This is a genomic window from Niabella aquatica (genome assembly GCF_054779315.1).
Window position 1 is genome coordinate 18,488 of record NZ_BAAGYM010000020.1, and the last position, 19,814, is coordinate 38,301.

17 protein-coding genes are annotated in these 19,814 nt (G+C 43.4%); 5 read left to right on the top strand and 12 right to left on the bottom strand.

The genetic code is table 11. The features are described from left to right. Positions 1-254 precede the first annotated feature (254 nt). From ACYVBM_RS15500 to ACYVBM_RS15520, 5 genes are all read right to left on the bottom strand, one after another. Positions 255-1,619: a dipeptidase gene (locus ACYVBM_RS15500; protein ID WP_460686597.1), complete on the bottom strand. Its 1,365-nt coding sequence runs from the start codon at positions 1,617-1,619 to the stop codon at positions 255-257. Positions 1,620-1,756: 137 nt separating this feature from the next. After that, positions 1,757-2,923 carry a cysteine desulfurase family protein gene (locus tag ACYVBM_RS15505; protein ID WP_460686598.1) on the bottom strand — a complete coding sequence of 389 codons (1,167 nt, stop codon included), beginning with the start codon at positions 2,921-2,923 and terminating at the stop codon, positions 1,757-1,759. A 73-nt stretch (positions 2,924-2,996) separates the two neighbouring features. Continuing rightward, positions 2,997-3,722, bottom strand: coding sequence for a ribonuclease III (gene rnc, locus ACYVBM_RS15510; RefSeq protein ID WP_460686599.1), 726 nt, complete (start codon positions 3,720-3,722; stop codon positions 2,997-2,999). Positions 3,723-3,725: 3 nt separating this feature from the next. Next, entirely contained in the window at positions 3,726-4,976 is a 1,251-nt protein-coding gene (gene fabF / locus ACYVBM_RS15515; protein ID WP_460686600.1) for a beta-ketoacyl-ACP synthase II, read from the bottom strand. 125 nt (positions 4,977-5,101) lie between these two features. Further along, positions 5,102-5,338, bottom strand: coding sequence for an acyl carrier protein (locus ACYVBM_RS15520; protein ID WP_114792255.1), 237 nt, complete (start codon positions 5,336-5,338; stop codon positions 5,102-5,104). A 175-nt stretch (positions 5,339-5,513) separates the two neighbouring features. Between ACYVBM_RS15520 and ACYVBM_RS15525 the strand changes: the two genes are divergently transcribed. Beyond that, positions 5,514-5,939: a GNAT family N-acetyltransferase gene (locus ACYVBM_RS15525; protein WP_460686601.1), complete on the top strand. Its 426-nt coding sequence runs from the start codon at positions 5,514-5,516 to the stop codon at positions 5,937-5,939. A 10-nt stretch (positions 5,940-5,949) separates the two neighbouring features. On the opposite strand, the gene ACYVBM_RS15530 is transcribed toward ACYVBM_RS15525, so the two are convergent. The 3 genes from ACYVBM_RS15530 to ileS form a co-directional block, all read right to left on the bottom strand. Then, complete coding sequence (locus ACYVBM_RS15530; protein WP_460686602.1) at positions 5,950-6,420, bottom strand: YcxB family protein; 471 nt, start codon at positions 6,418-6,420, stop codon at positions 5,950-5,952. Positions 6,421-6,571: 151 nt separating this feature from the next. Beyond that, positions 6,572-7,498 (bottom strand): TraR/DksA family transcriptional regulator, encoded by a 927-nt coding sequence (locus ACYVBM_RS15535; RefSeq protein WP_460686603.1) that lies wholly within the window; start codon positions 7,496-7,498, stop codon positions 6,572-6,574. A 5-nt stretch (positions 7,499-7,503) separates the two neighbouring features. Then, complete coding sequence (ileS, locus tag ACYVBM_RS15540; RefSeq protein WP_460686604.1) at positions 7,504-10,959, bottom strand: isoleucine--tRNA ligase; 3,456 nt, start codon at positions 10,957-10,959, stop codon at positions 7,504-7,506. A gap of 258 nt (positions 10,960-11,217) precedes the next feature. Between ileS and ACYVBM_RS15545 the strand changes: the two genes are divergently transcribed. Then, positions 11,218-11,424 (top strand): glycoside hydrolase family 78 protein, encoded by a 207-nt coding sequence (locus ACYVBM_RS15545; protein ID WP_460686763.1) that lies wholly within the window; start codon positions 11,218-11,220, stop codon positions 11,422-11,424. 140 nt (positions 11,425-11,564) lie between these two features. Here the strand turns inward: ACYVBM_RS15545 and ACYVBM_RS15550 are convergent, their stop codons facing one another. Genes ACYVBM_RS15550 through ACYVBM_RS15560 form a run of 3 tightly spaced genes read right to left on the bottom strand, consistent with a single transcriptional unit; the run spans position 11,565 to position 15,660 of the window. Beyond that, positions 11,565-12,467 carry a DUF6607 family protein gene (locus ACYVBM_RS15550; RefSeq protein WP_460686605.1) on the bottom strand — a complete coding sequence of 301 codons (903 nt, stop codon included), beginning with the start codon at positions 12,465-12,467 and terminating at the stop codon, positions 11,565-11,567. A 31-nt stretch (positions 12,468-12,498) separates the two neighbouring features. Next, positions 12,499-13,599 carry an HmuY family protein gene (locus tag ACYVBM_RS15555; protein WP_460686606.1) on the bottom strand — a complete coding sequence of 367 codons (1,101 nt, stop codon included), beginning with the start codon at positions 13,597-13,599 and terminating at the stop codon, positions 12,499-12,501. 18 nt (positions 13,600-13,617) lie between these two features. Next, on the bottom strand, positions 13,618-15,660 hold the full coding sequence (locus ACYVBM_RS15560; RefSeq protein WP_460686607.1) for a TonB-dependent receptor plug domain-containing protein: 2,043 nt from the start codon (positions 15,658-15,660) through the stop codon (positions 13,618-13,620). A gap of 171 nt (positions 15,661-15,831) precedes the next feature. On the opposite strand from ACYVBM_RS15560, the gene ACYVBM_RS15565 reads away from it, so the two are divergent. After that, positions 15,832-16,290, top strand: coding sequence for a hypothetical protein (locus ACYVBM_RS15565; RefSeq protein ID WP_460686608.1), 459 nt, complete (start codon positions 15,832-15,834; stop codon positions 16,288-16,290). On the opposite strand, the gene ACYVBM_RS15570 is transcribed toward ACYVBM_RS15565, so the two are convergent. Next, on the bottom strand, positions 16,287-17,588 hold the full coding sequence (locus ACYVBM_RS15570; protein WP_460686609.1) for a phenylacetate--CoA ligase family protein: 1,302 nt from the start codon (positions 17,586-17,588) through the stop codon (positions 16,287-16,289). The genes ACYVBM_RS15565 and ACYVBM_RS15570 overlap by 4 nt on opposite strands. Before the next feature lie 13 nt (positions 17,589-17,601). Here ACYVBM_RS15570 and ACYVBM_RS15575 point away from each other — a divergent pair, with 13 nt between their 5' ends. Together ACYVBM_RS15575 and ACYVBM_RS15580 are read left to right on the top strand one after the other, a co-directional pair. Next, entirely contained in the window at positions 17,602-17,778 is a 177-nt protein-coding gene (locus ACYVBM_RS15575; protein WP_460686610.1) for a hypothetical protein, read from the top strand. A gap of 539 nt (positions 17,779-18,317) precedes the next feature. Further along, a complete protein-coding gene (locus ACYVBM_RS15580; protein ID WP_460686611.1) occupies positions 18,318-19,760 on the top strand; it encodes a circularly permuted type 2 ATP-grasp protein in 1,443 nt (480 codons plus the stop codon). The last annotated feature ends 54 nt before the right edge of the window (positions 19,761-19,814 follow it).

The window sequence follows — 19,814 nt, forward strand, 5'->3', positions numbered from 1 at the left end:
TAGCCACGAATGCACAAATACTTTCTGCACTTCTATCCGTGCTTCCAGGGCCTATTTATATTTATAATACAATTCGGTTATATTGCAACCTATTCCCAGATTGTTATGCACTTCCATGCAGGCGCCGATGATTTCATAGCTTTCATCTTTAAAGATGACAGGTGTATTCATATAGCGGTATTTTAATGACAGGTTAACAAAAAATGCCACGAATGCACGTATAAAAGAATGATTCGTGTATTCGTGGCGCACTTCTATTCCGAGAAGTATTTATGGAAGTAAGGTATGGTTTCTATTCCCTTATAATAGTTTTCAATATTATATTTCTCGTTAGGGCTGTGCAGGCCATCGTTATCCAGACCAAAGCCCATAAAAATGATCTTTGTGCCTAACTCACTTTCCAGGGTATGACAGATGGGAATACTGCCGCCGCCTTTAACGGGTATGGGTATTTTACCAAAAGTAGTTTCCAGCGCTTTGCTGGCTGCCTGGTAACCTTTACTGTCGATAGGCGTACCGTAAGGCTCGCCGCCATGATGCTCAAATGCATTTACCGTTACACAGGAAGGTGCAATTTTCCTGAAATGATCTAATAATAGCTTTGTGATCTTTTCGCTGGACTGATTGGGTACCAACCGCGCGGAGATCTTGGCTGTTGCTTTGGCCGGCAGTACGGTCTTCGCCCCTTCACCGGTGTAGCCGCCCCAAATACCGTTCAATTCTAATGTAGGCCTGATGCCGGTACGCTCATAAGTGGTATACCCTTTTTCACCCCATAATTCTTTAATGCCGATTTCGTCTTTGTACTCCTGCTCATCAAAAGGCGCCTGGTTGATCAATGCCCTTTCTTCATCAGAAAGCGTTTGAACATCATCATAAAAACCGGGAATGGTGATATGATTGTTTTCATCATGACAGCTGGCGATCATTTTTGACAGTACAACCACCGGATTGGCTACCGCGCCGCCATAAGTGCCGCTGTGCAGGTCGCGTGCAGCAGCAGTAACTTCTACCTCAATATAGCTCAATCCCCGCACACCGGTATCCAGCGACGGATTTTCCATACTCAATAAAGAACTGTCGCTGATCAAAATCACATCCGCTTTCAATAGATCTTTGTTCGCTGCTACAAACCTCCCCAGGTTAGGAGATCCTACTTCCTCTTCGCCTTCTATAATGAACTTAATATTGGTGCTCATGGTATTGGTCTTTACCATTGTTTCCAGGGCCTTTACGTGCATATAAAACTGGCCTTTATCGTCGGCACTGCCACGTGCAAATACTTTATCATCGATAATCGTAGGTTCGAATGGCGGGGTTTTCCAAAGCTCCAGCGGTTCTACCGGCTGCACATCATAATGCCCATATACCAATACAGTATGCTTTTCCGGATCGATGATTTTTTCTCCATATACTACCGGATGGCCGCCTGTATCCATTACTTCCGCTTTATCGCAACCACTGGCTAATAAAGAAGCTTTTACAGCTTCTGCACACTTCAGCATATCATCCTTATGCTCGCTTTTAGCGCTTACTGACGGAATACGAAGCAGGTCCATCATCTCATTTAGAAATCTTTCCTTGTTTTGTTCCTGGTACTCTTTCCAAACCTGGCTCATAAATATTTGTTTTGAACGAAGGTAATAGAAAAATGATTTAAGTCGGAAACGGGAAGACGAAAGTTGAGGTTGGTTGTTTTGTTGAAAAGAAAGAGGATTAGTGAAGTATGGTAAAACCTGCGCCCTATTTACTATTATCACATTAGCTCATGGGCTCTCAGGCCGGTTACTTTTGCTGTTACTTCTTTTATCGTAAAGTCAATCTCTTCCTCGGTTGTAAATCTTCCGATACTAAATCGCAGCGCTGCTTTGGCAAGATCGGAACTTGTACCCATAGCGGTTAGTACATACGAAGGATCGAGACTGCCACTGGTACAGGCGGAACCGGAAGACAGGGCGATCTCTTTATTCAATGCCGATAAAAGCATGCCACTATTCAGCCCCTCAAAAGAGATATTCAGCATATTCGGCAGGCGCTGGCTGGCATGCCCGTTTAAATGCGTTCCAGGTATATTCAATAAGCCCTCTTTTAGTTTGTTGTATAACAGGCTAAGCCTGACCGATTCATTTTTCATTTCTTCGAAGCATATGCTGCAGGCCCTGCCAAAGCCCACGATAGCCGGCACATTCAATGTACCACTTCTAATATTTTTTTCCTGAGCTCCGCCTGTTATCTGGGGCGTAAGTGTTACGCGCGGATTCCGGCTCCTGATATACAGCGCTCCCACTCCTTTAGGGCCACACATTTTATGAGAGCTGATGCTCATTAAATCCATACCTGTATCATTCACATCCACAGGTATTTTACCTGCGGCCTGGGTGGCATCACAAAAAAACAATACCTGGCGCTGTTTGCAAATAGCACCTATTTCTTTTACGGGCTGTATAACGCCGGTTTCGTTATTTGCAAACATCACACTCACCAAAATCGTGGTGGGTCTTATGGCGGCAGACAGTTCTGCCAGGTTTGTAAGACCGTTTTTATCTACTTTCAGAAAGGTAATTATGGCCCCTTTTTTCTCAAGCGCCTTACAGGTATCTAAAACAGCTTTATGTTCAGTAGCCGTTGTGATAATATGATTTCCTTTTACAGCATACCGTTCAAAAACACCTCTCAGTGCCAGGTTACAGGCCTCTGTAGCACCGGAAGTAAAAATAAGTTCTCCCGGCCGTGCATTCACCAGCACAGCTACTCTTTCGCGTGCCTGCTCTACGGCTGCAGCTGCCCTCCAGCCAAAACTATGTACGCGACTTGATGCATTGCCAAAATAGGTGGTAAAATAAGGTAACATGTCCACTACCACCCGTTCATCGCAGGGGGTGGTGGCGCTGTAATCCATATAAACAGGGGTATTTGCCGGCATTGATTAAAGGTAAAAAATACGCATGAATTCCGGATGGGGAAAAGGAGTATTTTGCAGTTGTACGGTGTGCTGGTTATTGCAGGAGATCTCCATTCGAACCTAATAAATCAACAGCAGTATTGGCAGCTATTTGCGAAGCATCTTTTTTATTAAAGGCAGTGCCCTGAGCAATGGTTTCGCCATCTACTACCGCCGCTACGGTAAACAAGCGGCGCCCGTTTTCTATCCGCTCATCAAGCGTAATAAATTCAAGCGTTTTGCCGTTTTTATTGGCCCAGCCATACAGTTTATTTTTATGGTTGATCTCCAGCACTTCCAGCTCATCCATAAACATGTGTGGCGTTATAATATAATCCTGTACCCAACGTGAGGTACGCTTGTAACCATAATCCAGGTAAATGGCTCCTACCAGGGCTTCCAGTGTATTACCAAAAATATGACTGGTTTTTAAACAGTTATCCTGTTTATTGAACCTGGTGATCTTTTTCAGGCCCATTTTTACCGCCACTTCGTTCAGTTGCTGGCGGTTTACCATCTTGCTTCTCATTTCAGTAAGAAAGCCTTCTCCGTGATAAGGATAACGCCGGAACAGATAGTCGGCTGTTATAGCGCTCAGGATAGCATCTCCCAGGTATTCAAGCCGTTCGTTATTTTCATCTACTCCCTCACTAACAGAGCGGTGGGTAAGTGCAGTTTTATAGAGATCAAAATTATCGGGCGCAAAACCCAATATATTTTTCAGCTCCTTTTTTAAAGAAGCGTCGGTATTACTGGCAAATAAGTCCCTGATGAACCCCACAAATTATGTGTATTTCTTTACAATTACGCAGGCATTATGCCCTCCAAAACCAAAGGTATTGCTTAAAGCAACATTTACCACACGTTTTTGGGCTTTGTTGAAAGTAAAATTCAATTTCGGGTCTAGCTCCGGATCATCAGTAAAGTGATTGATGGTAGGGGGAACTATATCATGTATCACACTCTTGATACAGGCTATTGCTTCTATTACGCCCGCAGCGCCCAGGCAATGTCCTGTCATGCTTTTGGTAGAGCTTATATTAAGTTTATAAGCCTGCTCTCCAAAAACATCCAAAATAGCTTTTGTTTCCGCAATATCTCCCAAAGGCGTGGATGTGCCATGTGTATTAATATAATCAACATCTGTTACACTCAGCCCCGCATCATTTAATGCGGCCAGCATTACATTTTTAGCGCCCAGGCCCTGCGGATGGGGAGCCGTTATATGATAAGCATCAGCGCTTGCGCCCCCGCCTACCACTTCACAGTAAATTTTAGCACCCCGGGCTTTGGCATGCTCTAATTCTTCAAATATCAAGATACCGGCAGCTTCTCCTATTACAAACCCGTCACGATCTTTGTCATAAGGCCTGCTGGCTGTAGCAGGATCATCATTGCGCTCGCTCATGGCTTTCATCGCATTAAATCCTCCGACACCTGCTTCGCTGATTACCGCTTCACTGCCTCCTGCTACCATAATATCCGCTTTTCCTAACCGCAGCAGATTTAAAGCGTCGATCATCGCATTCGTGCTGCTGGCACAGGCGCTTGTAACAGCGTAGTTAGGGCCTCGCAGGTTATGCCTCATGCTTACCTGCCCTGCGGCAATATCAAGGATCATTTTAGGTATAAAAAAGGGGTTAAAGCGCGGCGTACCATCACCTTTGGCAAATTCCATTACTTCCTGCTGAAATGTGGTAAGCCCTCCAATACCGCTACCCAGTACCACGCCAGTCCTGTCGGGATTTATATTCTCCCGGTTAAGCCCCGCATCAGTCATAGCCTGATCGCTGGCTACCAGGGCAAATTGAGAGAACCGGTCTATTTTACGCGCTTCTTTCCTGTCAAGAAAATTAGTAGGCTCAAAGTTTTTTACTTCACAGGCAAACCTGGTCCTGAACTTTGATGCATCAAATATGGTGATAGGAGCTGCGCCCGACACACCATTGATCAGGCCGTTCCAATAGTCTTCTACTGAATTGCCCAACGGTGTCAAAGCACCCATACCGGTTATAACAACCCTTTTTAATTCCATAAGCTGTGAGGCTCTTCGTTAATAAAAACCGCCTTTGTATGGGTAACCACTTCAAAGGCGGATATAAATTCGCTAATTTTTTGCCAGTTGTTCTATCCGGCAATTGAAGCATTTGTTTAAAATTATTACTTAGCGTGCTCTTCCAGGTATGATACAGCCTGACCAACTGTGGTAATCGTTTCAGCCTGCTCATCAGGGATAGAAATATTGAATTCTTTTTCAAATTCCATAATCAACTCAACGGTATCCAGAGAATCCGCGCCCAAATCATTGGTAAAAGATGCTTCGGTGGTTACTTCTGCCTCGTCAACACCTAATTTGTCAACGATGATTTTTTTTACTCTTGATGCAATGTCTGACATATCTGATTGTTTTTGTTTGTTGAGTGCAAAAATAGAGCTTTTGACTAAATAAGCACAAGAAACAAAAAAAAATGTAAAAATGTTATCAGCAATAAATTTATTAATTTTAATCCAATAAAATTTATTATTTTACGCCGCACCGTTTTATCAAAATCATGTGAGAACTTAAACCGCAATGGCCTTAAAAATTATAGATTACGGTACCAAGGAGTATCAGCAAATGGTAGATCTGCGCAACGATATCCTGCGCAAACCCTTAGGTATGGTACTCGAAGCGGTGGATATTGAGGCTGATGAAGAGCATATACTGATCGGAGCTTTTGAAGATGAAAAAATGCTGGGCTGCTGTATGCTGGTCAGAAACGAAGACAACGTGCTGTTAAGACAAATGGCCGTACGGAACCAGTTACAGGGAAAGGGAATAGGCCGTGCGCTAATGGAGTTTGCCGAAACTATTGCAAGGGATATTGGCTATAAAGAAATTGCCATGCATGCCCGCTCCTCTTCTGCCGGGTTTTATGAAAGACTGGGGTACGCCATCAGCGGTGATGAATTTGAAAAGCTTTCAATAGCGCATGTACTGATGAAAAAACGTATTTAGCGACCTCCTTCTATCTTCTGCGCTTTAGCAGCTCGCGCACACGCTGCATATCTTCCAGGTCCTTAAAAGCATCTTTAGGCACTAACAAAAAAGATCTTGTATCAAAATACAGGTGAAAGAAATGAGGTGTTTCTTTAAAATTCTGCAAGGCGCTGTAAGGCCAGCTTCTTTTTCCCTGCTCATGCTCAAGCGTAAAATCATTCTCATTAAAGTGCAGAGAAAACCGGTGTCTGAACGTATGGGAGCGATTGTACACTACTACAGGCAAAATAAACCATACGGTAACCATTAATATAATCCACAAAAAAGAATATGTAAGAAAGGCCACAGGAGTGATCTTTCTCATAGAGTATAATATTAACGACAGGATCGCAAAGGCATTTACCAGGATGATCATTATCTTTAATTCTGTTTTAGAGATAAAATGATAACGTAGTGCCTGTATTACCTGCTTTTTGTTATAGCTGAATGATATAGTCATTTTAATGTACGATGTGCCATTGTGTACTATTATTTATGTTCCCGCGTTGAAATGATACAGCCGGTGCAGGAAGAGCGCAGATAATAAAAGCGAAGCAGTGTTTTATTCCGCTTCGCTTTACTTATTTATTAGCTGCCGGGCGGCACAGGATTTATTTGTTCATTGTTGTTTTAGCCTCCATGCTTAACGTGGCATGGGGAACTGCGCGCAAACGTGCTTTATCAATAAGATTACCGGTAACCCGGCAAATACCATAAGATTTATTTTCTACACGCATTAAAGCTTTTTCCAGGTGATCAATAAAAGTGATCTGCCGGCTGGCCAGCTGGCTTAGCTGCTCACGTTCCATACTCACGCTTCCATCCTCCATTGTCATATAGCGGCCTTCGTCCATATCACCCCCTTCATCACGACGGGTAATTAATCCCTGCAGGTATGCCAGTTCTTTTTTAGCGGCATCTAACTTTCTCAGGATAATTTCTTTAAACTCCTGTAAATCACTGTCTGAATATCTTACTACTGCTTTCACTTGTTCGTTTTTAGGGGTGTCTAATATACTTTTTGTAAAATCCGGCTGATACTTTACTGCGCTTTTGGTAGAAAGTTTGGGCAATACCGGCGTCTTTAAAGATTGTTCTTTTTTAGGGGGTGCTGCTTTGGGGGCAGCCTTTTTTTCGGCTTTAGCAGGTGCGGAGGGAGCGGCTTTTTCTGCTGTTTTGGCTGGCACAGCTTTCTTTTTAGGTGCTGCGGCAGTTTTAGCGGCAGCAGTCTTTTTACCAGCTGCGGCAGGAGCAGGTTGTTTAGCTGTTTTAGCAGGCACAGCTCCACCTGACGGGCGCAATGTTTTTTTAGGCGCTGTTTTAAGAGCCACTTTTCCACCTGACGGGCGTGCAGATTTAGCCGGCGCCGCTTTTTTACCTGCGACAGCCGCAGCTTTGGAAGCTGCTTTAGCAGGCACAGCTTTCACGCTTGCGGAACGCGCAGGTTTAGGAGCCGCCTTGACTGCTTTAACAGCGGGTTTAGTTTGCTTCTTAGCCGGCGCTGCTTTTTTAGCCGGTGCACTTTTTCTTGTAGCCATGTATTTTACCCTTTTTTAGATACAATCGTTAGTAAAGTGTGTTCATTTATATCAATTTCTATACCATTACCATCTGTTATAGGCTGAAAATATAAATTTTCTGCTAAAGTTTCCGCGCAAATATAATCTTTATAGGCAGTCAATGAGTTTTTTAGTGTCTCATTTGTGTCAATTACTATATTTATTTTATCTGTAAGTTCAAATCCACTGTCCTTTCTTATTTTCTGGATCCGGTTTACAAATTCGCGGGCATCCCCTTCCTGCTGTAATTCGGGTGTTACGGTAATATCAAGCGCAACGGTAAGCGCTCCTTTCGAGGCCACTGTCCAGCCGGGGATATCTTCACTTATGATCTCTGTTTCTCCCGGACTAATAGTAATTACTTCACCGGCAATAGTAAGCGGGTAGCTTCCTTCACGCTCTAACCGGCTGATATCCTCCTGTGTGAACTCTGCCAGCGCAGCGGAAACCGCTTTCATTTTCGGCCCCAGCTTTTTACCCAGCGCAACGAAGTTGGGCTTGATCTTCTTTTTAATAAACCCTTCTGTTTCAAATAAATAGGATATTTCTTTTACGTTTACTTCAGATTTGATCAGCGTTTCCACCTCTTGCAATTGCTCTTTCATGGCCGGGTTCAGTACCGGTATCAATACTCTTTGCAATGGCTGACGCACTTTAATATTCACCTTCTTTCTTAAAGAAAGGATGAGCGAACTGGCATCTTGCGCCAACTGCATTCTTTCTTCTAAAGAGCTATCGATAAGCGCTTCATCCGCTTTTGGAAAGAGCACATGGTGTACGGACTCTACGCTGTGAAGGCCGGTAACTTTATTGAGATTCTGATATACAGCGTCACTAAAGAAAGGAGCAACAGGAGCCATCAGGCAGCAGATGGTTTCCAGGCACTCATACAGCGTTTGGTATGCCGAAACTTTATCTGCTTCATATTCATCTCCGCCTGCCGGTGCATTTACATTACGGCGGGCAGGTTTCCAGAAACGGCGGCGGCAAAGACGCACATACCAGTTACTCAGGTGCTCGTCTACAAAATCTTCTATGAGCCTGCCAGCCTGGGTGGGTTCATAATTATCCATTGCCATGGTAACATTTTTTACCAGAGAATGGAGGGATGATATGATCCAGCGGTCGATTTCGGGCCTTTCGCTCATGGGCATATAAGGCTCTTTAAATGCGAAGCCATCCACATTAGCATACAGGGCAAAAAACTGGTAGGTATTATAGAGTGTGCCAAAAAATTTGCGCTGTACTTCTTTGATACCGTCAATATCGAATTTAAGATTATCCCAGGGAGAAGCATTGGTGATAAGATACCAGCGGGTAGCATCGGCGCCGAATTTTTCAATAGTATCAAATGGGTCTACTACATTACCCAGGCGTTTGCTCATTTTGTTACCGTTCTTATCCAGCACCAGTCCGTTGCTTACTACGGTTTTAAAGGCTACGTTTTCGTATAATAACGATGCTATAGCATGAAGCGTATAAAACCATCCGCGGGTTTGGTCTACACCTTCACAAATAAAATCGGCAGGAAAATTACTTTCGAAAGGCTGGTTGAAAGGCTGCGGATCACCTGCTTCCAGTTTTTTATAATCTAAACCCCATTGTGCATATGGCATGGCGCCACTGTCGAACCAAACGTCGATAAGGTCCGGTTCGCGGCGCATGATTTTACCGTTATCGCTTACCAATATAATTTCATCTACATAAGGTTTGTGAAGATCCTGCACCCCTTCGGCAATGAATTTTTTATTGGTATCACCACCCAATGCTTCTGCCGCTTTTCTAATTTCTGTGTTTAGCTCTTCTACAGAACCGATACATTTTCTTTCTTCACCATCTGCTGTGCTCCATACAGGCAGCGGTGTACCCCAAAAACGGCTGCGGCTCAGGTTCCAGTCTACCATATTTTCCAGCCAGTTACCAAAACGGCCTTCACCGGTGGATTTGGGTTTCCAGTGAATGGTTTTATTCAGCTCCACCATTTTTTCGCGCAACGCTGTAGTTCTGATAAACCAGGCATCGAGCGGATAATAAAGGATGGGCTTATCGGTACGCCAGCAATGCGGGTAACTATGCTCATATTTTTCTACTTTAAAAGCGCGGCCTTTCAGCTTCAGATCTACCGCTATGTCTACATTTACATCTATATACGCCGGATCATCTTTATAATTTTTTACATAACGGCCACTGTATTCGCCGGTTCCATCTATAAACTTCCCTTCACGATCTACCAGGGTAACAATGCCCAGGTTGTTTTTTTGTCCTGCCTTATAGTCATCCGCACCAAATGCAGGTGCCGTATGCACAATACCGGTACCATCTTCAGTGGTAACAAAATCGCCAGTTACTATTTTAAACGGATCCGCACCGGGAGTAAGCGCCTGAACGGAAACCACACTATTGGCTTCAAAAGGCATTAGCTGTTCATATCTTAATCCTTCCAGGTCTTTACCCATGAAAGCCGCCAGTACTTTCCATGGAATCACTTTGTCTTCTTTTTGATATGCAGCTAAATCTCCGTCCTTGCCTTCTGCTTTAAAATATTTGTGCAACAGCGCAGTGGCTATCATTACATTTTGCAGCTCGTGCGTATAGGGGTTAAAAGATCTTACAAGGCTATATTCAATGTTCGGTCCAACAGTCAGCCCAAGATTGGAAGGCAGCGTCCAGGGTGTGGTTGTCCACGCCATAAGAAAAGCCTCCCCATCCTCCGAGAGAGGGAGTTGTGAATGTCCGATGGCCTCGAAGATCTTTTTTGCGGTGGTATGATCTGCATTATCTCCACCTTGTTGAAGGCGGAATAATACCGTAGCGCTGGTATCCTTCACATCCTTGTAAGTGCCCGGTTGGTTCAGCTCGTGCGAACTCAATCCGGTACCTGCTGCGGGAGAGTAAGGCTGAATGCTTACACTTTTATAAAGCAGCCCTTTATGGAATAATTGCTTCAGCAAATACCAAAGCGTTTCAATGTATTCATTTTTAAAAGTGATATAAGGGTCGTTCAGGTCTACCCAATAACCCATTTTTCGGGTAAGGTCATCCCACTGACCTTTAAAACGCAATACAGCTTCGCGGCATTTCTGGTTATATTCTTCAACAGTGATTTTTTTCCCTATATCCTCTTTAGTAATGCCTAATTCTTTCTCTACACCCAGTTCTACAGGCAACCCATGTGTATCCCAGCCACCTTTACGTTTTACCTGGAAGCCCTGCATAGTTTTATAACGGCAAACGAGGTCTTTAAGTGTACGGGAAATCACGTGGTGAATGCCGGGCATTCCATTGGCACTGGGCGGCCCTTCATAAAAAACAAACGGCGTAGCGCCCTCTCTTAAAGAAATGCTTTTCTCAAAAGCCTTTTCTTCAGTCCATTTTTGTAGAATTTCTTTCTCTATTGCGGGTAAATTCAAACCCGAAAACTCCTGGTATTTTGCACTCATATTTCACTAAAAAATGAGTGCAAAGGTAAGGAATATAGGCCTTTTATGCTGTAGACCCCGTTTACGCATATAAAATATCATAAAAGGGCTATCTTACTGCAATAGCTGCATACATTTTTCTTTGTTTATGAATCGGTCCTTTTTTTCAAGGCCTGTTTTTTCTTTTACGGTTCTGGCAATGCGGGTAATTGCCAGTTTCAATAACGTTGCGCAAATAAATTACCAGCCTTATGTGCGAGTACTGGGCTTTCCCTGGGAATAAACGTGCCCAAACCCAGGTTCTGCTGGCAATTGGCATTACCAGGCGCAGCAACCCCAACTGCTTACCGGGTTTTGGTGGCTTCTGATAAAAAACTGTTATTGACCGGTAAGCCGGATGTATGGAACAGCGAAAAGCAAACAGGTAACCGTCAGCTCGTGTATTTTGACGGTAAGGCCCCCATATATACTATTTGCGATATTTAAAATAACAAAGGGTTTATTGACTAATGGACCCGGGCACAGAAAAAAGCCACGCCAGAAATGGCGCGGCGTATATATCCACTATTAGAAAAATCCACAACAATAAACCTGTAAGGTTTTGGAACCTTAAAGATTTAAACATGCTATTGAATATGTTTAGCTAAAATATCTGCCAGCGTAGTATTTACATTAGCGGCTGTAAGCGTTTTAGCTTTCCATTCGTCGGCAAGTTCAAACAATTTAGTCATCAGGTCTTCATCACCTACTTTTTCAACCAGCTTAATGGTTGATTTTGCTGCCAGCACTTTATCCCATTCCTGCTGCACGGCTGTCCAGAAGCCTTTATGTTCTTCCCAGTATTTTGCAGCCGGCTCACAATCAGACGCATCGGCTTTTTCATAAAGGTTCAGGCCTTTTTCTTCTGCAATTACCTTGTCGGTGCCATCAGCCCGAAGCACTTTTTTATTGTCCTGAACATGATCGTAGCCATCGTTTTTAATCACCAGCCTGTTGGTGCGGTTCAGGATATTATAATCGGAGCGCTGGCTATATTCCCTGCGGGGAAGCGGGGCATCGGCCGTATTTTCCCATATGGTATGACCGTTCACCAACTGCCAGGGAGCAGCGCCCTGGTAGCGCGGCGCATCGGTAACCTCCCAAACGGATTGCGACCATTTGCCTTTTACATCGTTCTTGTTCAGGGTTACTTTTTCCCATACTTTGTCTCCCTTATAGTTCCACTGCACGGGATTCTCGTAGGTCCAGTCTTCACGCCAGTGCTTTACCACCATGCCATTACCCACCACCAGCAGGTGCTGGATCACCACTCTTTTGTTGGTATTGATAATGGGCAGCGCCAGTTCGGTAGCTCCCTGAATTTTTTCCCTGTCATGAAACTTATAATCCTTATCAGGCGAAAAAGTTTCGGCGTACTTGAAAGTTACTTCAAAGCAGCCGCAGAGCCTGTCTATATTTTCTTTGCCGGTTTGGGCTGTTGCGGTTGCGGATAGTGCAGCGGCAATAGCTATGCTAAAAATCTTTTTCATTTCTTTTGATAGTTTGAGATTGTATTTAAAATTACTTGATTAGTTCGTATTTGATTTGAGGTTTACCGCGTGTGCCACCATCTGGAGGAGGAGTGCCGGCGCCCATCGCTAAACATTGCAGTTTATAATAGTTCCCATCTGCGTCTTTAACAACATAAAATCTGTTTTTCCGCACACCAGCGGGTTCGCCGCCTGAGGCAACTGTAAGTCTCCAGTTACTTCCTATAGACCAACGATCAGCCACAAGGCTGTATTTAGCCACACTATCTTTATTGAATTTTGAATAAGCATCTGTTGCAATTGTTGCATCGCCATAGATCAATTCTTTTACCTGTACATTGGATAGAGAATTAACTGCAATCAGATCTGAGAAATTATACGGAACCAGCTCTGTTTTTCCTGTTTCGGGATTATTAAAATCTGTTCTAAACAAAGAATAGCTCCAAACTATATCCCAGTTATTCTTCTCTGGTTCCCCGTTTGCTATTACACCATTATCAAAAGAGAACAACTTACGATGATAATTATTATCTTTTGAAATATTGACAGTTTGAAAAGTAGTAGCATTGATCGTTCCATATTGAATAGTGTAACCAGAACTATTTCTTGTAATTTTAGCCTTAATCCATGGTAGTGATGGAATACCACCCCCATTGCCACGATTCACTATTATTATCTTACTACTTGCCGCTGTTGCCGGTATTTCTGGTATAAGAGTTTCATTGACTGCGCCAGATAAATTATCAAAGAAAGTAAAATGTGTATTCCGGGGAGCAACTTGGCTCACAGCAAGGGTAAGGCCTAATGTATCAGCAGTACCAACAGCAGCAAGGTCAGTTTTATCAAGTACCTTGGCGCCTGTGCTTCTTGTGTTGTTTAAAAATACACGAAACTCATTTCCACAATAAAATGCCAAGTCCCAGCTTTCTCTTAAAACTGCTGTTTGATTATCAGTACTGAAATCAACATATACTGAATTTTTTGCAGATGCTCCTGATTCGTTAGCTGAAGACACACCATTCAATGTCATTGTACTTCCATTCGACGGCGGCACAACAATTACCGGGTCTTTATCCTTGCTGCAGGATGCCAGCGTGGCTGCGGCTATCGAAATAAATAAGATTTTTTTCATGTTGCTATTGTTTATTTACTATTTAAAAAATTGATAAGCGATACCTAAAAAGTAGGAGCGACCATAGCTGATGGGTGCAGGCCCGCCGGTACTGTGCGCACCGCCGCTGGCGGCCGTGTTATTGATACTGTTTATATCGAAAATATTTTTGACCCCTGCCTGAAGCGTAACCGTATTGAACAGTGTTTTGGAAATAGAAAAATCGGCCCAGCTAAAACTGTTGAGGCCTCTGAGCTCTACATCAGAAGTGCTGCCATTCACCATCTGGTACGTTTTCCTGGCACCGGAGTATTTGTATAGTAAAGCCAGGTTGGTTTTTATTTTGCTGATGTTGTAATAAACAGTGGCGTTCACTTCCGGTGACCAGTTGAACCGGGGAACTTCCCTGCTCAGCCCTTCTTCATTGGTTAGATCATTATAGCGGCCTATAAATAAAGCGCCTACATTTAATTGTAACTGTCTATACATAAAACCCTGCTCAAAAGAAACGCCGGTAGTTTTAAATTTCGACACATTGAACAGCTTTGTAGTGGTGTTATCAGCAGGATCCAGCGCGTAATCTATGAGGTCGTTAAACACATTATAAAAACCGCTTAATGTGCTCATGGCTTTTATATCATTGTTATTATAGCTCCAGCTTAGCGATCCGTTGAAGCTGTTTGAAGTTTCCGCTTTCAGATCTTTATTGCCTAATATGGTATGATTAGCATCAATAAAATCGAAATAGAGCTCTCTTAACGCCGGAGCGCGATAACCTTTTGCATACGATAACCTTAAATCTATATCATCCGACAACCTGATCTTTGTATTGAGCGCGGGAACGATGGGCGGCGCATCGTACAGGGAATTTTTTATCAGCCTGAATCCCGGACGGATATTAATAATGCTAACCGGTTTCCATTCAGCAGATGCGAAAAAAGCAAAGTCATTAATTACCGGCGAACCTTCAATTCTTGCGCCGGACGCGGCATTGCGGTTGAACTCAAGGCCCGGCTGAAAAGAAATTTTTTCATTGAACATATAGTGTGCCTGTGTTCTGAAAAACAGTGTAGTGAATACGGCTGTATCCTGCTCGCCTGCGCCGGTAGTCAATTCATCGGCGTTTGTGGTAAAATCATGCCTGGTGCTTCGCGTACGGCGACTGTAATCGGTATAGGATGCTGATGTATTTAAATGAAATTTGGAGCTGACCTGCCAGTCGTCCTGTACCTGGTGCATCCAGCGGCGGGTAATATAGCGCTGGTCGAAAGCTTTATAAGTGTCCATATTAATGGCACCTTTAGAGGTAATGGTTTCATCCAGCCCATCCAGCCGGTAATACACCGTATTTTTTTCACCACGATGGCCTAAAGTGATGTTTCCTAAATATTGCTCTTTGGGCTTCCAGGTTTTGCCTCTGCCGTATTCACCGCCAAAGCCCCTGAAATCATTATGGGTAAAACCGCCATTTACAAAAAACGAACGCTGTGCATAAGCCGCGTTTACCGATTGCAGGTGCAGGCCTTTATTGCCTAAAAAACTATATTCATCCCCTGCTGTTTCTTCCTGCACGCGCGCACCCACGCTGAAACGGGTGCCATTTGCTTTTTTAGTAATAATATTGATCACACCGGCCAAAGCATCCGAGCCATACATAACGCTCATAGGCCCTTCTACTATTTCTATCCGTTCTACAGTTTGCAGGTCTACCTGGTTCAGGCTTTCGCGGGTATCATTGCGGTCAGCAACCGGAACACCATCCAATAAGATTTTAATGCTGCGACCACTCATGCCCATCAATTGCACATCGCTAACCCCCAGCGTATTATCGTTGCTGAAACGGAAGCCTAATTCGGTGTTCAGTACCTGTGTCATATTCAGCGCCGCTTTGGCCTTTATCTGTTCGGCAGTAATTACTTTTACTTTATAGACAGATTTTTTTAAAGACTGGGACCTGTATTGCCCCGTAGTAACCGTTACCGCTTCCAGCACAGCCGATGTATCGTTTTGCGCTGATAATTGCAGGGTAGCGCCCAATATAGTAGCAGATACAAGTATAAGTTTACACGGCGTCGCTTTCATGCACATTTTTTGATAGATAGAGGTGCAAAACTCTGTTTAATTGCCCGCAATGATTTATTAGATCGGGAAAAAGCATTTGCGAGATCGGGAATTTTTTACTTTTTTATGGCAATTTTTATTATAGTGTTGCGTATGGAGTGTATTTTTCGTTATCAGATAAAATGACCATTTATGAGACTGACTTATTTATCGGCCTTATTATTTATTATTATTTTTAGTTTTTCATGCAAACGAGCCTCGCCGGTAGAGGCAGTACCTGAAGATAGAGTAAGCGCGCCTTGCGGAGAAGCGGTTCAGGCCAACGCATCTAACTTTGACACGGCTCCTACAGATGCGTTTATCATTACCCATGCTTCTATAACCGGAGATTGCCTTACAGTAACGCTGGGCCTTAGCAGCGCCTGCGCAGGCCCCGCTATTAAAGTACTACATGCGCCTTCTGTAGCGGCAGTTTATCCACCCCAGCACCTTCTAAAAATTGCGCTTCAGTATGGTTCGGATTGTGCGATGCCGGGCTCCGGAACTTATAGCTTTGATCTCTACCCGATAAGACAAAAGAATACCAATAAGATTTCAGTGAATATTTCAGGGTCAGCAGGTTATTATAAAACCTTAACCTATTCCTATTAGTTTGCTTTTCTGCGATCCACAAATTTTACCGGCTTTCTTACGCCGTCAGGAAACTGCAGCTTTTGCATGACTTCCGGCTCTATATATTTAATATGTGGTGTTACACGCAACCGCGCCTGTAAATAGGCCTTTATTTTGTTTTGGGTTTCTTCCAGGTTGTCTGCAGGCACAATGTATAGCAGCACTTCATCCGTGCCTATTTCATTACTATAAACCTCTACCACATATTCTTTTATTGCGTCAATCCTGTGCATGATCTCAAACAGCGCAGGGGCAAATAAAGTGGTACCTTTATATTTTATCATCTGCTTTTTCCGGCCGATCACAGGAGACAGGCGCAGGGTATGCCGGCCGCAGCTGCACGGTTCGGTATAAGCTTTGCAGATATCCCCGGTTTTATATCTTAGTAATGGCATTCCTTCCACACCCAGGGTGGTAATCGTTACTTCGCCGGGTTCCCCATCAGGAACAGGAAGCCCGTCATCGCCGAGCAATTCAACAATTAACAGCTCAGGATTTAAATGGCCGCCCCTGCCTGCTTCACATTCGGTAAATGCTGTCTGCATTTCTGTAGAAGCATAAGTAGAGAACAGCCGGATATTCCATTTATCCGTTATTTTTTGGGCCAGGATATTAGGTTCCAGGTTTTCGCTCCGGATGTTTTCGCCAATACACACGGCCTTCTTTACCGAAGACCGGTTAATATCAATCCCGTTGTCTTGTGCATATTGTATAAGCTTGATAATAAATGAAGGCACTGCAACAATGGCGGTTGGCTTCAGCCTGTCGATGGTTTCCCATTGCAGGGAAGGAACACCCGGCCCCACGCGAACCACGCCGGCGCCCAGCTTACGGATGCCGCTGTAATAGGCCATTCCTGCCATAAATTGCCGGTCCAGGGTAAGCATCAGCTGAAATATATCTTCCGAGGTACCGTTGGCACAAACAAAAGAGCTGTATTCGTTATATGCCAGCCTTTGCAGGTCATTTTCTGTAAGGGCAATAGTTACCGGGCTGCCCACGGTACCTGAAGTGGCGGTATATTCAATGATCTTGTTTTCCGGTACACATAAAAAGTCCCGGTTACGCAGTTGGAGATGCTCTTTTTCTGTTGGAGGTATTTTTACCAGGTCTCCTATTGTTCTGATTTCCCCCGGATCAATAGCCTTCCCGGCAAACAGCGCTTTATAGTAACCGGAATGCGCATTGAGATAGAGAAGCAGATCCTCCAGCTTTTTTTCCTGGTATTGCCTGATCACAGATGCCTTTTTAAAAGCAATAGATGGTAGTTCGTTCATAGATCAAACGTACATGAAATTTTTCGTTCATAAAACCGGCGCTGACTGGCAGGCTGCCCAAGAGGGCCAGGCCAGGATACAGGCAAATGCTTATAGCAAAGATTCAACAAAAATACTACGCGCTGGTCCCGGTAATGTGCCGCAGGCAGAACCTTCGTACATTTTAGTTGCAGCGGAAATAATGGTCTAAAACAGTTCAGGATAAAAACCTCAGGGCATAATAATCCCAATAAAGCAGGTTGAGTATTTTTTCTTTCTTTTTCCTGTTCTTTTTCTTTTTTACGATCCTTAATAATTGCGGGGAGACATGAATTGTTGTAGCTGAATGCATAAATCTAATCTTCAGGTATTTTTAATACAGTTAAAAAATCAGGCATAAAATTGATATTATATCTTAAAAAAACCAAATTTCTGGTTAAAAATCATCAATTAATACCGCAATTGCAGGGTAAAGCCTGGAAAATTAAAGCTAGCCTCTGTACAAAAAAATAAGTGTACAAATATTTTTTTGTTATATAACTTATTGATATATTGAATAACTACTTTTTCAATATTAATAAACCATACCTTTCTCATTTATTTATTAAATAGGATGCATAATAAATCACGGAATAACTTATATATAATTTATAATAATATTTTTTTATATAGAAAAAACAATGGGTATGTATATTCATTTTTAATTTTATTTTATATATATTTATTTTTAAATCAAAATAAGTATTGCCTATGACGGGACTTTTAGATGCTTATGATACTCAGCCTGATATCTGGGACGAGCTAATGAGCCAGGATGGGGTGCGGGAAAGCTATCATCAGCTGGTTAAAACGATAGAGGGATTCACATCGGATGAACTAAGCAATAAGGATGAGCTCGCTAAAAAGCTCTTCATGACGCAGGGCATTACTTTTACAGTGTACAGCGATAATGAAGGGGTAGAAAAGATATTTCCTTTTGATATCATTCCCCGCATTATACAAGCCAAAGAATGGGCGATTATAGAAGCCGGCATAAAGCAGCGTCTTAAAGCGCTTAATATCTTCTTAAAAGATGTATATCACCAGCAGTTTATTATTAAAGATGGTATTGTTCCGGCAAAACTTATTTATTCCTGCCCGCTGTTCTTAAGGGAAATGATGAATATAAACGTTCCTTTCGACATCTATTCCCATATCGCCGGCATTGATCTTATCAGGGATGCAGATGGCAGTTTTTATGTGCTGGAGGATAATCTCAGAACCCCATCCGGTGTTTCATACATGCTGGAAAACAGGAGTATCACTTTCAGGATCTTCCCCGACCTTATCCCACGTAATAACGTACAGCGTGTAATTGAATACCCGTCCCTGTTACATAAAAATTTGCTGGGCCTGGCCAACAGGCAAAGCAGTAATCCTACTGTTGTGCTGCTAACGCCCGGCGTATATAATTCGGCTTATTTCGAACATACCACTTTAGCCCGTCTTATGGGTATTGAACTGGTAGAAGGCCGCGATCTTGTAGTAGAGAACCATCATGTATATATGAAAACGACCAGCGGTCTGCAAAAGGTGGATGTAATCTACCGCCGCGTGGATGATGATTTTATAGACCCGCTCACCTTCAGACCGGACAGTATTCTGGGAGTGCCGGGAATTTACTGGGCTTACCGCAAAGGAAACGTCGCCATTGTAAACGCAATGGGCAACGGCGTGGCAGATGATAAGGCGGTGTATGCATATGTTCCGGAAATGATCCGCTACTATTTAAACGAAGCTCCGATACTAAATAATGTACCTACGTACGAATTGGATGTACCGGAAAACAGGTCGATGGTGTTTGCTAATATGAACCGTATGGTTATCAAAAAAACCAATGAATCGGGCGGCTATGGTATGCTCATGGGTAATAAAGCAACGGAACAGGAGATGGAGGAATATAAGAAGGCCATCCTGGAAGATCCCCGTAATTTTATAGCACAGCCTATCATCAATCTTTCTTCTTCGCCCTGTTATATTGGAGGAAAACTGCAGCCGCGCCGTGTGGATCTGCGGCCATTTGCATTATACGGCCCCGATGGGATAGATATTGTACCCGGAGGGTTAACCAGAGTGGCATTAAGAGAGGGCTCCCTCGTGGTGAACTCATCGCAGGGCGGGGGAAGCAAGGACACCTGGGTACTGGGAGATTGAAATGTAAAAAATAAGTGCCTGGAACCTGAACCAGGAACTTGAAACCTGAAATTC